General features: G+C 66.9%; 22 protein-coding genes and 2 tRNA genes. 15 read left to right on the top strand and 9 right to left on the bottom strand.

The features are described from left to right. Window positions 1–2: 2 nt before the first annotated feature. The gene (locus GN153_RS05895; protein ID WP_159900749.1) at window positions 3–173 is read right to left on the bottom strand and encodes a hypothetical protein; all 171 of its coding nucleotides are present in this window, start codon (window positions 171–173) and stop codon (window positions 3–5) included. A 223-nt stretch (window positions 174–396) separates the two neighbouring features. On the opposite strand from GN153_RS05895, the gene GN153_RS05890 reads away from it, so the two are divergent. The 13 genes from GN153_RS05890 to GN153_RS05835 all read left to right on the top strand — a co-directional run bounded on the left by GN153_RS05890 (window position 397) and on the right by GN153_RS05835 (window position 6,655). Then, window positions 397–1,047, top strand: a complete 651-nt coding sequence (locus GN153_RS05890; RefSeq protein WP_159900747.1) for a helix-turn-helix domain-containing protein — start codon at window positions 397–399, stop codon at window positions 1,045–1,047. 272 nt (window positions 1,048–1,319) lie between these two features. Then, window positions 1,320–1,622, top strand: a complete 303-nt coding sequence (locus GN153_RS05885; protein ID WP_159900745.1) for a hypothetical protein — start codon at window positions 1,320–1,322, stop codon at window positions 1,620–1,622. Between the two features lies 1 nt (window position 1,623). Next, the gene (locus GN153_RS05880) at window positions 1,624–2,109 is read left to right on the top strand and encodes a hypothetical protein (protein WP_159900743.1); all 486 of its coding nucleotides are present in this window, start codon (window positions 1,624–1,626) and stop codon (window positions 2,107–2,109) included. A gap of 2 nt (window positions 2,110–2,111) precedes the next feature. Continuing rightward, window positions 2,112–2,861, top strand: a complete 750-nt coding sequence (locus GN153_RS05875; RefSeq protein ID WP_159900741.1) for a hypothetical protein — start codon at window positions 2,112–2,114, stop codon at window positions 2,859–2,861. 6 nt (window positions 2,862–2,867) lie between these two features. After that, window positions 2,868–3,128, top strand: coding sequence for a hypothetical protein (locus tag GN153_RS05870; protein WP_159900739.1), 261 nt, complete (start codon window positions 2,868–2,870; stop codon window positions 3,126–3,128). 1 nt (window position 3,129) lies between these two features. Continuing rightward, window positions 3,130–3,672 carry a hypothetical protein gene (locus tag GN153_RS05865; protein ID WP_159900737.1) on the top strand — a complete coding sequence of 181 codons (543 nt, stop codon included), beginning with the start codon at window positions 3,130–3,132 and terminating at the stop codon, window positions 3,670–3,672. A 2-nt stretch (window positions 3,673–3,674) separates the two neighbouring features. Beyond that, complete coding sequence (locus GN153_RS05860) at window positions 3,675–4,187, top strand: hypothetical protein (protein WP_159900735.1); 513 nt, start codon at window positions 3,675–3,677, stop codon at window positions 4,185–4,187. Between the two features lie 4 nt (window positions 4,188–4,191). Beyond that, window positions 4,192–4,683 (top strand): hypothetical protein, encoded by a 492-nt coding sequence (locus GN153_RS05855; RefSeq protein WP_159900733.1) that lies wholly within the window; start codon window positions 4,192–4,194, stop codon window positions 4,681–4,683. Next, entirely contained in the window at window positions 4,680–4,901 is a 222-nt protein-coding gene (locus GN153_RS05850) for a hypothetical protein (protein ID WP_159900731.1), read from the top strand. The genes GN153_RS05855 and GN153_RS05850 overlap by 4 nt, the downstream gene beginning before the upstream one ends. A gap of 4 nt (window positions 4,902–4,905) precedes the next feature. Further along, window positions 4,906–5,037, top strand: coding sequence for a hypothetical protein (locus GN153_RS17775; RefSeq protein ID WP_268893117.1), 132 nt, complete (start codon window positions 4,906–4,908; stop codon window positions 5,035–5,037). Next, window positions 5,030–5,815 (top strand): hypothetical protein, encoded by a 786-nt coding sequence (locus GN153_RS05845; protein ID WP_159900729.1) that lies wholly within the window; start codon window positions 5,030–5,032, stop codon window positions 5,813–5,815. Before GN153_RS17775 ends, GN153_RS05845 begins: the two co-directional genes overlap by 8 nt. 1 nt (window position 5,816) lies before the next feature. Beyond that, window positions 5,817–6,410 (top strand): hypothetical protein, encoded by a 594-nt coding sequence (locus GN153_RS05840; protein ID WP_159900727.1) that lies wholly within the window; start codon window positions 5,817–5,819, stop codon window positions 6,408–6,410. Beyond that, window positions 6,407–6,655 (top strand): hypothetical protein, encoded by a 249-nt coding sequence (locus GN153_RS05835; RefSeq protein WP_159900725.1) that lies wholly within the window; start codon window positions 6,407–6,409, stop codon window positions 6,653–6,655. The genes GN153_RS05840 and GN153_RS05835 overlap by 4 nt, the downstream gene beginning before the upstream one ends. A 764-nt stretch (window positions 6,656–7,419) precedes the next feature. On the opposite strand, the gene GN153_RS05830 is transcribed toward GN153_RS05835, so the two are convergent. The 6 genes from GN153_RS05830 to GN153_RS05805 form a co-directional block, all read right to left on the bottom strand. Beyond that, window positions 7,420–7,851, bottom strand: a complete 432-nt coding sequence (locus GN153_RS05830; protein ID WP_159900723.1) for a hypothetical protein — start codon at window positions 7,849–7,851, stop codon at window positions 7,420–7,422. Between the two features lie 160 nt (window positions 7,852–8,011). Further along, window positions 8,012–8,569, bottom strand: coding sequence for a sigma-70 region 4 domain-containing protein (locus GN153_RS05825; protein WP_201287813.1), 558 nt, complete (start codon window positions 8,567–8,569; stop codon window positions 8,012–8,014). A gap of 178 nt (window positions 8,570–8,747) precedes the next feature. Next, window positions 8,748–8,924 (bottom strand) — tRNA-Trp (locus GN153_RS05820). A 40-nt stretch (window positions 8,925–8,964) separates the two neighbouring features. Continuing rightward, window positions 8,965–9,192 (bottom strand): DUF5795 family protein, encoded by a 228-nt coding sequence (locus tag GN153_RS05815; RefSeq protein WP_159900721.1) that lies wholly within the window; start codon window positions 9,190–9,192, stop codon window positions 8,965–8,967. Window positions 9,193–9,216: 24 nt separating this feature from the next. Then, a complete protein-coding gene (locus tag GN153_RS05810) occupies window positions 9,217–10,167 on the bottom strand; it encodes a DUF5794 domain-containing protein (RefSeq protein ID WP_236544760.1) in 951 nt (316 codons plus the stop codon). A gap of 3 nt (window positions 10,168–10,170) precedes the next feature. After that, window positions 10,171–10,371: a hypothetical protein gene (locus GN153_RS05805; protein ID WP_159900720.1), complete on the bottom strand. Its 201-nt coding sequence runs from the start codon at window positions 10,369–10,371 to the stop codon at window positions 10,171–10,173. Window positions 10,372–10,576: 205 nt separating this feature from the next. Here GN153_RS05805 and guaB point away from each other — a divergent pair, with 205 nt between their 5' ends. Then, a complete protein-coding gene (guaB, locus tag GN153_RS05800; protein WP_159900719.1) occupies window positions 10,577–12,058 on the top strand; it encodes an IMP dehydrogenase in 1,482 nt (493 codons plus the stop codon). A gap of 25 nt (window positions 12,059–12,083) precedes the next feature. On the opposite strand, the gene GN153_RS17770 is transcribed toward guaB, so the two are convergent. Next, a complete protein-coding gene (locus GN153_RS17770) occupies window positions 12,084–12,215 on the bottom strand; it encodes a hypothetical protein (protein WP_268893116.1) in 132 nt (43 codons plus the stop codon). 112 nt (window positions 12,216–12,327) lie between these two features. Here GN153_RS17770 and GN153_RS05795 point away from each other — a divergent pair, with 112 nt between their 5' ends. Then, window positions 12,328–12,765, top strand: coding sequence for a GNAT family N-acetyltransferase (locus GN153_RS05795; protein WP_159900718.1), 438 nt, complete (start codon window positions 12,328–12,330; stop codon window positions 12,763–12,765). A gap of 327 nt (window positions 12,766–13,092) precedes the next feature. Here GN153_RS05795 and GN153_RS05790 read toward each other — a convergent pair. Beyond that, a tRNA-Lys gene (locus tag GN153_RS05790) sits at window positions 13,093–13,166 on the bottom strand. Window positions 13,167–13,175 lie beyond the last annotated feature (9 nt).

Raw genomic sequence — 13,175 nt, 5'->3', positions numbered from 1 at the left:
CATCACATAGGGGCTGGAGCCAGTTCCGTGATGACGGCTTCCAAGTCGGGATGCTCGTCGCCAGTGCGGCACGTCCACCCGCCGCGGGGGTTGACGCCGCCCTCATCGGCAGCTCTGAGTAACTCGGTCAGCGATGCAGCGAACTCGGCTTCGGTGGTGATGTCCTGGGTCATAGTTTCCTCGGGATCGGACCCAGTGAGTAAAATGACCGAACAATCACGAGGAGGATTACTGCTCACGGGGAGTGTTGGGCCACGTACACGTGGCTGATGGATCCGATACTGAAGAGTTGGGCGCCACGGGGATAGTATACTAGCTTGGTCAACCATCTCAGCCTCCCAGAGCTTGGTATACCACCCCGGGCCATTTTGAAGTTCCTTCAAAAATTTCGCGTCCATGAGTGTCATTATCGAACTGCAGGTGCCGGGTGAGGAGTTCACCCTGGGACGCCTCCTCCGCTCCGAAGAGGCCCCCCGCATCGAGTTCGAGACGACGGTGCCGACCAGCGAGGAGCCGGTGCCGGTCTTCTGGCTGGAAAGCGAGGCCACCGCGGCGTTCGAGGCCAGGGTCGAGGCCCATAACGCGGTGGAGCAGCTCATCCCGATCGACGAGTTCCCCAACCGGACGCTGTATGCGCTGGACTGGAACGCCGGCGAGAACTGCCTGCTGGCGAGTCTCACCGCGCAGGACGCCCAACTCCTGGCCGCCGCCCGGACCGACGACGTCTGGGACCTCGAAGTCCGGTTCCCCAGTCACGATGCGCTTTCGGCGTTCGAGAGCGACGCGGAGGCGAACGGCATCGCCTTCTCGGTCCAGCGTCTCTACAACCCGACCAGCCCCGATGACAACCAATCCTACGGGCTGACAGACGTCCAACGCGAGGCGCTGGAACTCGCGATCGCCCGTGGCTACTACGCCATCCCACGCGAGGTCACGACCATCGAGCTCGGGGAGGAACTGGGCATTTCCGACCAGGCGGTCACTGAGCGCCTCCGGCGAGCCATCGTCACACTGGTCTCGAACACCCTGATGACCACGGACGAGTGACCACGATCCGGCCCCTGGTCGCGGCCCATTCAGGTGTGCAGGCCTCTGCGGACAAACCGAGCATGCTGCACCTATTTCTCTATTCAGCGTGCAACTCCTATCAAGTACTGAAAAATTCAACCAAGCCGGACTGAGCGACCAGCCAGACCAGCCAGAAATGGCTGGTAGCTGGCTTCTCCGTCGAGAATTGCGACCGAGAATCCAGCCAGATTCTGGCTGGTCGTCTCGCTCGTCTCGTTTTTACCACCCACCACCTCGCCTCTCGCGGAGTCATGGCACAACTCAACGATGCGGTGGACGGACTGATGGACGAGGAGATGTGGGTCGAGGTGGCCGCCATCGGCGGCGGCTATCTCGGCACCTCCCTCGCACAGAGCACGGTCGAGGGAACGGTCCCCTTCGACCTCCCGAACGAGGCATACGGCGCCGTCGGGGCAGCCGGCTTCCTCATGTTCGGCGACTCGATCCCCTACGCCGACCAGATGGCGATGGGCGCGGGGCTCTACACCGTCGACGCGCTCGCCCAGCGGGTCGGCGTCAAGGACCAGGTGACCAACATCGGCGGGGGTGCCTGAGATGTCGAGCCGCACCCTCTCCTACCTCTCCGAGGAGGCGACTCAGGAGGAGAACGTCGCGGACGTGCTCACCCCCGCGCTCACCGTCGTGCCGGAACAGGGCGAACTCCTGCGGCTGCTCAACAACGTGCCGACCGGCGCGGCCGACGGCCTCCCGATCTTCGCGGACTTTCGGGACAGCAACGGCAACCCCCTGAGCACGTCGACCACGCTCATCCTCCGGGCCATCCGGCCGGGGATGGACGAGCCGACGGCGGTCTCGGTGGCCGAGACCAACATCGCCCCGTGGAACCGGCTGGACATCGGCGACCAGCGCAACGAGGAGAACATCGACGCGGTCAAAGTCGAGCTGAAGGGCGACCGGGTGAACATCCGGGACAAGGACGTGCTTCGGGTCGACCTCGACGGCCCGGACGTCATCGACTGGTCGCAGAGTGAACTCTATTTCGCCCGGAAGGGTGTCATCCGCGAGAGCTACCAGGGCTGACCATGAACCAGGAACAGATCCTCAAGGCGCTCGGGCAGGTGCCGGCCGCCGCCACGCAGCTCCGGCGGTCGGACTTCGACCTGAGCAACGGCACGCCCCAGCAGCGGAGCAAGATCGCGGAGTACCGGGCGGAGACGCCCCTGCTGCTCCGGCCGACCAAGCCCCTGCGGCTGGTCTTCACGACCGTCGAGCAGTTCCAGACGCCTGGCGACGGGTCGGAGACCAGCTACGACCTGAGCCACGACGTGCTGGAGACGCCGAATACGGAGAATCTGCTGCTCTACGAGGGCGGCAGCCGGGTTCAGCCCGACGCCGTGGACTACGCGGGCGACTCGTTCACCTACACCGGCCCGGGCTCGCAGGAGTACCTGACGGCCTTCTACGTGTTCCGTGACCCCGTGCAGATCGAGATCGAGCGGCAGGGCCCCCGGTCGCAGGGCGCTCTCTCCGATGTCCCACTCGACGACGTGACCAGCCTCCTGCACGAGCGCAACCAGAACCAGGAGCCGGTCACCTTCGCCGAGGACGGCGACGTCCACCCCCTGGACCTCGTGGTGCCCCAGAAGTGGAGGCTGGAGGTCTACGCGAAGGGCGATGCCGCCGGGCTGGAGGTGGCCTACGACGACAGTGCCACGGACAACCCGCAGGGCGTCGACGCCACGAACGCGCTGCTGTCCATCCCGGTCAGGAAGGCCCAGCGGAACGTCGACGGACTGGCACAGGCGGTCAAGCGCCGGCTCATCGAGGGGTAACGGGCGATGCAGGAGCCGACCCCGCTTATCGAGACCGACGACATGGCGGCGATGACGGCCGCCACCGGGCAAGCCCAGCCGACCGCCGGCGGGCAAGTCGGGGCCGACACCCAGCCCGTCGAGTTCACCTTCGGCGGCGCGGCCGGGCAGCCAGCGGTGCGGGTCGGCAGCCTCACGCTCGGGTATCAGGACATCCTGCTGGTGCTCGTGCTGTTGCAGGCCGTGACCGCCACACTCGCCGCCATCAACCTCTCGGGAGGTGGGTGAGGTGGGCGTCGGCACGCTCGGCAACACGTACATCGATACGCTACTGGCCGAGTACGTCCCCGGTGACGATTCGCTGGCTGAGGAAGTGCTGACCGACGAGACCGACCAACTGCTGTATGCCCTGCTGCTGGAGATGCGCGTCTCACGGTTCAACCAGCAGGGCGCTCAGGACATCGAGACAGCGCTGGCGAACATCCGGGACACGACCGAAACGGGCGCCCCGGACCAGACTGGTACCTACGCGAGCGTCCGGTTCGACGACGCCGGCGACCAGCGCGACACCCTGCCCGAGCTCCAAACCGGCGACGACTGGCAGGAGGTGGACCTGGATTTCGTCACCTCCGAAGTGGATCTGCGGTTCGGCGATGCCATCGCCGTGGCGTTCGAGGAACCCCAGCAGAAGGAGTCCGTCGTGCGGTACGCGGGCGGCGAAAGCCCGGTCGTGGGGGTCCCGGTCCAGACCTCGACTATCTGGTTGGGGGCTCAGCCGGGGACCGGCGGCGCGACGGCCACGGTCGAAGCGTGGCACAACGGAGGCAACTGAACATGGCAAGCGACAACGGAGACGACGACCTCACCGCGATGGAGCGGTACTGGCGCGACGAAGGCGTGACCGACCAGCAGCGGGAGGCGCTGGTCGAGGAGGGACTGGACGACCCCGCCCAAGAGGAGGGGGTCGAAGTAGACAACACGGTGGCGACTGAGACCACCGACTCCGGCGAGGTGGTCAATACGGTCACCGTCGACAGCGCCGAGGAGGACTCGGACATCGTCACCACCGAGTCCACGACCGGGGTCACCGAAAGCGGCGACGTGGCACTGGTCGACTCCCCGGGCAGCTCGGAGTCGGACGGCTCCGGAAGCGGCGGGAGCTCCGACTCGGCCGAGCCGTCTGACCAGGCGTCGGAAACCAGCATGCCGTCCATCGAGGACGTCATGCCCAACACGACCGTCGTCGGGAATGGCTCGGGTGAGGGCCTCCTCAGTGGGGTGAACAGGACGACCGCCCTGCTGGTCGCACTCGCGCTCGGTGGGGCATACCTGGCGGTCGGGAGGTGACCCGATGACGACCGCACTTATCGAAGGCGGTGGCGGGTCCGACAGCTCCGACAGCGTCGGCGGGGCACTTGCTGGGCTGATCCCGTCCGACGACTCCACCGGGTCGGGATCGACCGACACGGACGGGTCCGAAAATAACCCGGTCCCGATGGTCGACGAGGACACGCTGGACTGGGACGAGTTTTACCGCTCGTGGGGGCTGGACGACCAGGCAGATGCCATCGAGCAGACGCAGGAGGACCTCGGGCTCTCCGACGAGTTCTGGCAGGCTGGCGCTGAAGATGCCAACGACTCGCTCCCCGAACAGGTGGGTGAAGACCTGTCCGACTGGGAGGGACAGGCCGTCCGGAATGCCGAGCGGAATCTCAACAACGCGGGTGAGGCAGTAGCCGGAGCCATCAGCGACCTTCTTGCCGGCCCGCTTCGCATTCTGCTCATCCTGTTCGGGCTGTACCTCCTGGTCGAGAGCGGCGCCCTGGACAGCACGGAGGGATGACCGTGCCGGCCTTGGAGACCTATTTCGTGACGGTCGCGGCGACGATCACCAGCGGCGCCGCGGTCTACACGGCCAAGAAAGCCCGCGATATCGCCGGGCGGGTGCAGGAAAACGAACAGCGGAGTCAGACGAACCGCCGCGCCCTGCGGGCCGTCATTCAGGATGACTCTGTCGACGTCGACGCCGACCCGATTACCGGACTTCAGGAGGGTGACTAACATCATGCTCAAGAAGCTTGAAAAGCCGCCGGAGGGCGCCATCTCCGGCAGCAACGACCGAGAGGTACAGAATCCGAACATGCAGCTCGACCCCGTCACTCGCCGGAAGCTCCGGGAGGTAGGCCTCTATGTCTGACCTGCCGGACCTCGACACCTCGCAGGTGGGCGTCATCGCGTACTGGAACGCGATTGACGACGGCGGTGTCGGGAGCATCGACGCCGAGGAGGCGCTCACAGACGGTAACATCACAAGCTATACCCTATACGATAACGGGTTCACTGCCGACTACGGGCAGACAGCCGGAAATAATTTCAACGACCCCGGCTCAAACAACAACTTCCGGAACCTGCGGGTGAGAGTCAAAAACGACGGGTGGATTGTCGCGTACATCGACCCCTCGGTCACGCTGGGGAACAATGGGGCTACCGGGTGGTTCGATTTCATCGGCGGAACCCAGTGGGAAGTGAGAGACGCTGCATACAATCACAATTTCACACTCACCCCCACCATGCTTGAAGAAACCGTCGAGCGGCTGGCCTCAAACCTCAGCAACTACGGGAGTATGACCTTCAACTACTCCGATGTTGGCCTCTACACCTACGTTCATCCCGACACTGAGACGCTTTTTCTCGGCAGCCACCGTCAGCAGAATCAGGACGGCGGAACTCACTACACCGGGGGCATCTCGTACACAGCCGACACAAACCTCGATTTCGCCTACTGTATCGGTGGCGTAGACAGCGGTGGCGACCTGACGTTTGAGGGCACGCTGGTGAGCGACAACGGAACGACCGGAGCCATCGATCTGCTGTCTGAGGGTCTTATCCCGAATAGCGGGACGGAGTACGTGATGGACGCCCACATCTTCGACGGGGCCGACGGCTACGGCCTCACCTTCATCGGGTATCATTAACATGACCATCAGTACACCGACCAACTTCGGAAGCGAAGATACGGTATCAACCCAACAACCACCACTTGAGGCAGGGGCGGGTTCCGGTGGAGCCGACCTGTCTTCCTGGGGGGACGAAACGGCGGTGGTGAACAACCTACTCACCGGGACCTACACGAACAAATCAAGCTATCCAATCCCGGGAGTCGTTTACGAAACGAACAAGTCCTTCGGAAGCACCGATAAGGTGGCAACGGGGAAGGAACAGAGCGGCGTCGAGGTCGGGTACAACTACCTAGGGACCCGGGCCAGCGGAACGGTCCTACTTGAGAACCCCGAAACTGGGGCCACCTACACGGTGAGCGGGACCTCGATCCAGACGGAGCGGGACGGTCGGACATTCGAGGACACGCCTGACCCGAACACGGGTGAGTTCGAGCTGCCCGTTGGGGAGGGCGGCGAGTACGAGATTACGGCCAGCCACCCGCTGCTGAAGTCTCATACCCGCACCCTCACGTTCCAAGACGGCGAGAGTCGGCCAAACGAGGCGTTCCGGCTGGAGGTGCCGAGCGGAGGTAGCGGGTTCAGCGGCGGCCGGTTCATCAACAAGCCATGACGCTCTTACAGACACTCCCGCCGGATGTCTCTGCCGGCGTCGTGCTGGCGTTCCTGGCGGGACTGCTGGCCGGGATGACCGTTCCCCTCCGGTACGGCATGGAGCGGCTAGCAGGCTTCTCTCGGGCGCTGCTGGGCCGGCTGCCCTACGAGCCCCCGCCGGGGCGGGAGCCGGAGGAAGCCCTCCAAGCGGCCACTGAAGAGGCACAGGACAGCCCTGGCGACAATAGGGAGGGATCAGCGTGATCAGCGCCGGCCAGCTCGTGGACCAGTTCGCCTCGACCTTCCGCGAGTGGCACTACCTGGTCGGTGGTGCCTGCGCGGGGTTCGTACTCGGGTGGGTGATGCACGCAGCCTTTGCTCTGCACGCGCTGGATGCAAGCTTTCGGGACGACTAGGACCGTTTGGTTCGGAATCGGTGGGTGTACCCGACGCTCCCGTCAACGTAACTGTCGATAGACGCCTGGTAAGCGGCGATTACTCGATACACCCTGGTATACAAGCCTGGGGTTTCACACGGCCTGCCAGCGCATGCTGTAGTACCTCATCCCGAGGGTCTTGGAACTCATCCCCGACGGATGAGGAGCGGAAGGGGGAGATCCCGGCGGCTGCGCCAGCAGGGTGCACCCGCCAGAGGGGGAGAGATTCATGGACACGGCGGCAGTGGGCGCGCCCCGCCTACTAACCCCACCCGCTGCCGCTTCGCGTCCGCGCAACTCACCAGTGACCAGCACACGAAAATGGCAACGGAAGTGGGTTGGGGGAGAGAATTTCCCGTTGCCGTCTGCGAAAACGCTGGCTCTGTTTCTAAAGGTTGTGGTCCCTAGTCGCCCCCCGCTCTCGCTGGCGGAGTGCCTGCCCGCGCCGATAGACCGTCCGACAACCGGTCAGGTTCGCCGAGAGAAGACCGTGTGCCCGACAGTCGGGACAGTAGTAGCGGTCGTGAACCGCGCCGGTCCGGCCCTCGCGGCTGCCGGTCTGTTCGAGCGCGCTCCCACAGACGCGGCAGTTCATGAATCCTCCTGGCCGGCGAGTCGCCAGGCGTCCCCACCGTAGACGCTGGTCAGCCGGAGAAGGTAGCCGTCCTGACTTAGGGCTTTCAGCCGCCGGTTCACCATCCGGTCCTGCGCGCCGAGCTGTTGTTTCAGTTCCTCGACGGCGAGCTCGTGGGTGATCTCCCCGTCGGCGTTGGCGATATCGACCAGTGCGAGGTAGGTGGTCCGCAGGCGCTCGTCTGCCGGGGGCTGGAGTGGGGCGCGGTCTGGTTCGGCCGCCCCCATCGCCTGCCTCATCGCGCTCCGCAGGGCTTGAGCGCGGCTGTCGTGCTCGCTGCTGTCCACGTAGTCGTCGAAGGCGTCGACCAGTTCCTTATCGGCCCGGAACTTGACCTGCGTCCGCCGGCTCTGCTCGCGCCGGCCTTCGTCGTGAATCTGTTTACTCATCGCCGGCCCTCCGGTGGTACCACTGAGGGCCCGAGTGGTACCATGGGTCGGGTGGCTGCCGTGTGGCGGTTGTGCCCCGAAGACCAACCTGGGGTACCACCCCCCTCGGGGGGCTCAGAGAGTATCGCGCCGGCGGGCGGGTGTGCGCGGGCGCGACCCCTCACTGGCGACCACCCTGTTTCTCGCGGGCTCGCCGAAGGAGGTTGCCCACCGTGCCGGGTGAGCGACCGCTTTCACTCGCGTACTCGCGGACGCCGACGCCGCCCAGGTCGCAGGTCAGGTAGGCATCGAGCTCGGCCGCGGTGAGGCCGTCGACCTCGGGCGCGTCGGTGTCGTCGAGCCGGAGCCAGGCCGGCGGCGTCCGGTAGATGCGGCCCGTGTCGAGGTGATGAACCTCCAGGCGACCGCGGACCCAGCGCCACCAGCAACTCGCCAGGTGGGCACACCAGCCGCGATACACGCCGCTGGCACAGCCACACTCCGCGCGGAGCGTCTGCCCGGTGAGCGCGAAGGTCACTCGGTGCGGGCCGTCGCTCTCCTCCAGGTAGACCATGCGTTCGGCCTCGTTGATCGGGCCGCCGCGGTCGCGCTCGGTCTGGGCCCGCTGCCAGCTCTCCGAGAGCGTCCAGTCCTCGGGGAACCGGAGCGTGTCGGGCTCGCCCAGGCGGTCGTCCAGTGCCTCCGACTGCTCCCAGGTCGGGCGTTGCGCCCGGCTCATGGCTCGCACACTCCTTTCAACAGCGCGGGGCAGGGCTGACCCTCGTGCTCGATGCGCTTCCCGCAGTAGCGGCAGTGGTCGGGATCCCGCGGCTCACGGGTGAGACTGCTCATGCGACCACCCCCGCAGAGCGGCCGCTCATCCTACATAAAGCCCTGCCAAAGATTGAAGAACGGTATGGGCTCGGAGGGATTTGAACCCCCGATCGGCTGATATCTCCGGTAGCGCCTCGGTACTCCAGAGGGTCATCAAGGCACGCGGTGATCAGCCGCGAGCTCAGTATATCAGCTGGAGTGTCGTCCCGGGCGCCGTAGCCTCTGGAGTCAGCCGCCTTCCCGGACTAGGCCACGAGCCCGCACTCTCCGGTTGTGCCATCCGGAGTAAAGGGATTTCGATCACTCCCGGTCGGTGTCGCTCCAGTCACAGTCCTGGCACTTCCAGCCGGTGACGAAATCCATCGCCGAGGGCATGTAACCCACCTCCAGCACGTCCCCGCCACAGTCCGGACACGGGCGGTCGGCGTCCCGGATCGGCTCGGCATCCATGACGCTCTCGCCCTCGATCAGTTCCGCCAGCGACTGCGGGGTCACCATTCGACCCTGAACCACGCGGTTCTCGGCCATACCCGCAGGTGGGCCTTCCCGCCCCTAAGCGTTCCCCTCGCGCCGGAGTTTCGCCGCCGTGGTGGTCCCGTAGACGTCGGACTCCGAGGTCGACGCCGGGTCGGACTCGCCGTCGGCCCCGCCGCCGTCGACCGCGACGGTCCCGGGAGCAGGTTCGGCGTCGCTGTCGTCGTCATCGTCGTCCGAGCTCCCGGACAGGGCGGCCGTGAGGTCGACGTCGTCGGGCCGATACCGGTCGATCGTCTCCTCGCCGGGGTCCAGCGCGAGCAGCGCGGTCACCGCGAGCACGGCCAGCGCGATAGGGGCCTCGCTCGGGACGAGGCCGGCCACCGACAGGCCGAGCACGCCCAGCGCGACCGCGCTCCCGAAGCGGAAGCGGTCGATGTCGACCAATTCCTGGAGGACCGGGCTGGCGAGTGCCGTCCCGGCGGCGACAGCGACCCCGACGCCCGCGGCGGCGCCGGCGCGCACGAGCAGTCCGGGGTCGACCTGCAGGGCGAGCGTCGCGCCGGCGAGGTCGAGACTCCCAAGCGCGCCCAGCGCGACGACCACCGCCGGTCGGGGCAGGTACTCCCCGACGCGGGCGCTGGCGGTCGCCGCCGCCACCGCGAGGATCACCACGGCCGCGAACCGCTCGAACACCACGAGGTCCAGCACGCTCGCGAGCGTCGGCGCCAGGGCGGCCTCGACGACCGCGAGCGCGACGAGGGCGGCCCCGACGAGCAGGACCGACCGGGCGCGCTCGACCGGCGACCCCTCCATCTCCGCGAGCACGACCGCGATCGTCGCGCTCCCGCCGAAGACCAGCAGGCCGACCTCGAGGATGCCGGCGACGCTGTCCAGTGCCCCCGCGAGCACGAGCGCGGGGAAGATGCCGTCCACGAGCGGGAGGAGCATCACGACCGCGAGCAGCCGGGTCGCGCCGCCCACCCGCTGCTCGATGGAGAGGGCGACCGGATGTCGGGAACTGCTCATGCACTACGGACGGCCGTACCCCGTGGCCGGTGGGTAGTGGTGCCTCCGGTACCTGCGGCCGGGCCGCGTCCCCGTCCGCATCTCCGTCCGGAAGCAGAAGGTGTACTCCGCGTTGAATTTGGTCCCCATCGCTGTATTGGTGGTCCGCGTGCTGCCCGCGCGCTCGGAAGCGGTGCTGCCGCCGATGGGGGTGGCGGAATACATACAGGTCAATATTCCTTATACTGGTAAAAACATTGTGCGACATCGGTCACCACACCCACAGTCCCCGGCCGTTTGTCACGGTATCCCACGTGAAACTCGACCAGCGTCCAGGTCACGACGCCAGGACCGGGGAGTCAGGGGCTGTAGCCGGGGCCGTTCCCGGTCGTCTCGCAACGCTTTTGAGACCGGCCGGCCCACGGATTACATGGCGAACGATTCCGGACCTTTCTCCGAGAAACTCCGCGTGCCCGAGGCGCTGACATTCGACGACGTCCTCCTGCGACCCAAGGAGAGCCACGTCGAGCCCGACGAGGCAGACACCACGACTCGCGTCTCCAAGAACGTCAAGCTCACCGTCCCCGTGCTCTCGGCGGCGATGGACACCGTCACCGAGGGCGATATGGCGGTCGCGATGGCCCGCCAGGGCGGGCTGGGCGTGCTCCACCGCAACATGACCGTCGACCAGATGGTCGCCGAGGTCGAGCGCGTCAAGCGGGTCGACGAGCTGATCATCCGCGACGTCGTCACGGCCGAGCCCGACCAGACCGTCCGCGAGGTCGACGAGATGATGGAACGGCAGGGCGTCTCCGGCGCCCCCGTAGTCAGCGAGGACGACGAGGTCCTGGGGATCATCTCCGGGACCGACATCCGCCCGTACCTTGAGGTCGGCGAGTCCGACGCCGTCCGCGAGGCGATGACCGACGAGGTGGTCACCGTTCCCGAGTCAGTCACCCCTCGGGAGGCGCTGGAGCTGATGTACGAACACAAGATCGAGCGCGTCCCGGTCGTCGACGGCGGCAACCGCCTGGTCGGGCTGGTGACGATGGCGGGCATCCTCCAGCGCCGGGAGTACGACCAGGCCGCCCGGGACGCAGACGGCCACCTCCGCGTTGGCGCCGCGGTCGGCCCCTTCGAGGACGACCGCGCGGGCGCCGTCGACGAGGCCGGCGTGGACGTTATCTTCATCGACTGCGCGCACGCGCACAACCGCGACGTCGTCGAGAGCGCCCGGGACATCGCCGCGGAGGTCGAGGCCGACGTCGTCGTCGGCAACATCGGCACCCGGGAGGCCGCCAGGGAGGTCGTCGGCTTCGCCGACGGCGTCAAGGTCGGCATCGGTCCGGGCTCGATCTGCACGACCCGCGTGGTGACTGGCGCGGGGATGCCACAGATCTCCGCGGTTGCGCAGGTGGCTGACGTCGCCAGCGAACACGACGTGCCGGTCATCGCTGACGGCGGCATCCGCTACTCCGGGGACGCGATCAAGGCCATCGCAGCGGGCGCCGACGCGGTCATGCTCGGCTCGTACTTCGCCGGCACCGACGAGGCCCCCGGCCGCGTCATCACGATGAACGGCAAGAAGTACAAGCAGTACCGCGGCATGGGCTCTGTCGGCGCGATGCAGTCCGGCGGCGGCGACCGCTACCTCAAGGACGACGACGAGGACGACTTCGTCCCCGAGGGGGTCGAGGCCGCCACCCCCTACCAGGGGCCCGTCGAGGAGGAACTCCACCAGCTCGTCGGCGGGATGCAGTCCGGGATGGGCTACGTCGGCGCCGAGACTATCCCCGAGTTCAAGCAGCGCGCGGAGTTCGTCCGCGTCTCCTCTGCCGGCCAGCAGGAGTCCCACCCCCACGACGTCGTCATCACCGACGAAGCGCCCAACTACCAGCCCGACGGCGGCTGACCGGGGCTCCCGCTCTTTCGACCGGTCAGCGGGCCAGTCCCTTGCCGGCCGTCTCGCAGGCCGGGCTACAGTAGCTGTTCTGTGCGGCGTTTGCACTCGGGTGTGCGGCGAACGTCTCGCTACAGTTCGCACACTCGAAGGTCTCGAAGCTCGGCATACGGACGACGGTTGCGCCGCCGGTCCCAAATGGATTACTCCCCGGCCGCTTCTCGCTCTCTATCCCCTCGGGTCCGGGCTGCTTTTGTCCGCCCCGGACCCACCACCCGTCGATGACCACCTACGACGTCCGCACGGTCCCGGGCGAGGGGACCATCGCCGACGCCCACGCCGTCCGGCGCGCAGTCTTCATCGAGGGACAGGGCGTCTCCGAGGCCGAGGAGATGGACGGGCGCGACGCCGAGGCTTTCCACGTCGTCGTCTACGACCGCGAGGACGGTCACCCCGTCGGGACGACCCGGCTCCGGGAGGCCGACGGCCACGCGAAGGTCGAACGAGTCGCCGTCCGGGAGTCATATCGTGGGGAGGGACTCGGCCGGAAGCTGATGGCCGTCGTCGAGGCCCGCGCCCGCCGGGACGGCCACGACCGGGTCGTCCTCCACGCCCAGACCGACGTCGAGGGGTTCTACGCGGACTTGAGCTACGAGACTGTCAGCGACGTCTTCTACGAGGCCGACATCCCTCACGTCGAGATGGTCAAGGAGCTGTGACGCGGCCCAGGCCTCGCAAGGGCGGTCGCGCGCGCTGTCGGCCGCTCCGTCGGCCGACGGTACCGTGCGAGGGAGGAGCGAGCACCGCGAGCGACTCGGCTGGGGAGGTTTGTGGCGGTCTGGCCGTGGACCTATCGCGGCGAGCATCCGCCGAGCGAAGCGAGGCGGTTCACCGGAGCCGAGCACCGCGAGGCTCCGGCTTTTTTCACTATGTTTTTTGCGCCGAGCGAGTTGCGGGCCGGCGGCCCGCAACTGCATGCCGTGGCGGCGAAGCCGCCACGCGGTGCGCGACCGGAGGGAGCGCACCCGAGGCGGAAAAAAGTAGTACGGGCCGAGAGGGATTTGAACCCTCGACCGACGGCTTAAGAGGCCGTCGCTCTCCCTGACTGAGCTATCGGCCCAGCGATCCT

This window comes from Salinirussus salinus, from assembly GCF_009831455.1.
GTDB classification, from domain to species: domain Archaea; phylum Halobacteriota; class Halobacteria; order Halobacteriales; family Haloarculaceae; genus Salinirussus; species Salinirussus salinus.
The sequence above is the reverse complement of the archived record's forward strand: the minus strand, read 5'-3'. Positions and strand labels throughout refer to the sequence as shown.

Coding starts and splice junctions, on each gene's coding strand:
- GN153_RS05895 (WP_159900749.1), bottom strand. CDS start 173: ATGACCCAGGACATCACCACCGAAGCCGAGTTCGCTGCATCGCTGACC.
- GN153_RS05890 (WP_159900747.1), top strand. CDS start 397: ATGAGTGTCATTATCGAACTGCAGGTGCCGGGTGAGGAGTTCACCCTG.
- GN153_RS05885 (WP_159900745.1), top strand. CDS start 1,320: ATGGCACAACTCAACGATGCGGTGGACGGACTGATGGACGAGGAGATG.
- GN153_RS05880 (WP_159900743.1), top strand. CDS start 1,624: ATGTCGAGCCGCACCCTCTCCTACCTCTCCGAGGAGGCGACTCAGGAG.
- GN153_RS05875 (WP_159900741.1), top strand. CDS start 2,112: ATGAACCAGGAACAGATCCTCAAGGCGCTCGGGCAGGTGCCGGCCGCC.
- GN153_RS05870 (WP_159900739.1), top strand. CDS start 2,868: ATGCAGGAGCCGACCCCGCTTATCGAGACCGACGACATGGCGGCGATG.
- GN153_RS05860 (WP_159900735.1), top strand. CDS start 3,675: ATGGCAAGCGACAACGGAGACGACGACCTCACCGCGATGGAGCGGTAC.
- GN153_RS05855 (WP_159900733.1), top strand. CDS start 4,192: ATGACGACCGCACTTATCGAAGGCGGTGGCGGGTCCGACAGCTCCGAC.
- GN153_RS05850 (WP_159900731.1), top strand. CDS start 4,680: ATGACCGTGCCGGCCTTGGAGACCTATTTCGTGACGGTCGCGGCGACG.
- GN153_RS17775 (WP_268893117.1), top strand. CDS start 4,906: ATGCTCAAGAAGCTTGAAAAGCCGCCGGAGGGCGCCATCTCCGGCAGC.
- GN153_RS05845 (WP_159900729.1), top strand. CDS start 5,030: ATGTCTGACCTGCCGGACCTCGACACCTCGCAGGTGGGCGTCATCGCG.
- GN153_RS05840 (WP_159900727.1), top strand. CDS start 5,817: ATGACCATCAGTACACCGACCAACTTCGGAAGCGAAGATACGGTATCA.
- GN153_RS05835 (WP_159900725.1), top strand. CDS start 6,407: ATGACGCTCTTACAGACACTCCCGCCGGATGTCTCTGCCGGCGTCGTG.
- GN153_RS05830 (WP_159900723.1), bottom strand. CDS start 7,851: ATGAGTAAACAGATTCACGACGAAGGCCGGCGCGAGCAGAGCCGGCGG.
- GN153_RS05825 (WP_201287813.1), bottom strand. CDS start 8,569: ATGAGCCGGGCGCAACGCCCGACCTGGGAGCAGTCGGAGGCACTGGAC.
- GN153_RS05815 (WP_159900721.1), bottom strand. CDS start 9,192: ATGGCCGAGAACCGCGTGGTTCAGGGTCGAATGGTGACCCCGCAGTCG.
- GN153_RS05810 (WP_236544760.1), bottom strand. CDS start 10,167: ATGAGCAGTTCCCGACATCCGGTCGCCCTCTCCATCGAGCAGCGGGTG.
- GN153_RS05805 (WP_159900720.1), bottom strand. CDS start 10,371: ATGTATTCCGCCACCCCCATCGGCGGCAGCACCGCTTCCGAGCGCGCG.
- guaB (WP_159900719.1), top strand. CDS start 10,577: ATGGCGAACGATTCCGGACCTTTCTCCGAGAAACTCCGCGTGCCCGAG.
- GN153_RS17770 (WP_268893116.1), bottom strand. CDS start 12,215: ATGCCGAGCTTCGAGACCTTCGAGTGTGCGAACTGTAGCGAGACGTTC.
- GN153_RS05795 (WP_159900718.1), top strand. CDS start 12,328: ATGACCACCTACGACGTCCGCACGGTCCCGGGCGAGGGGACCATCGCC.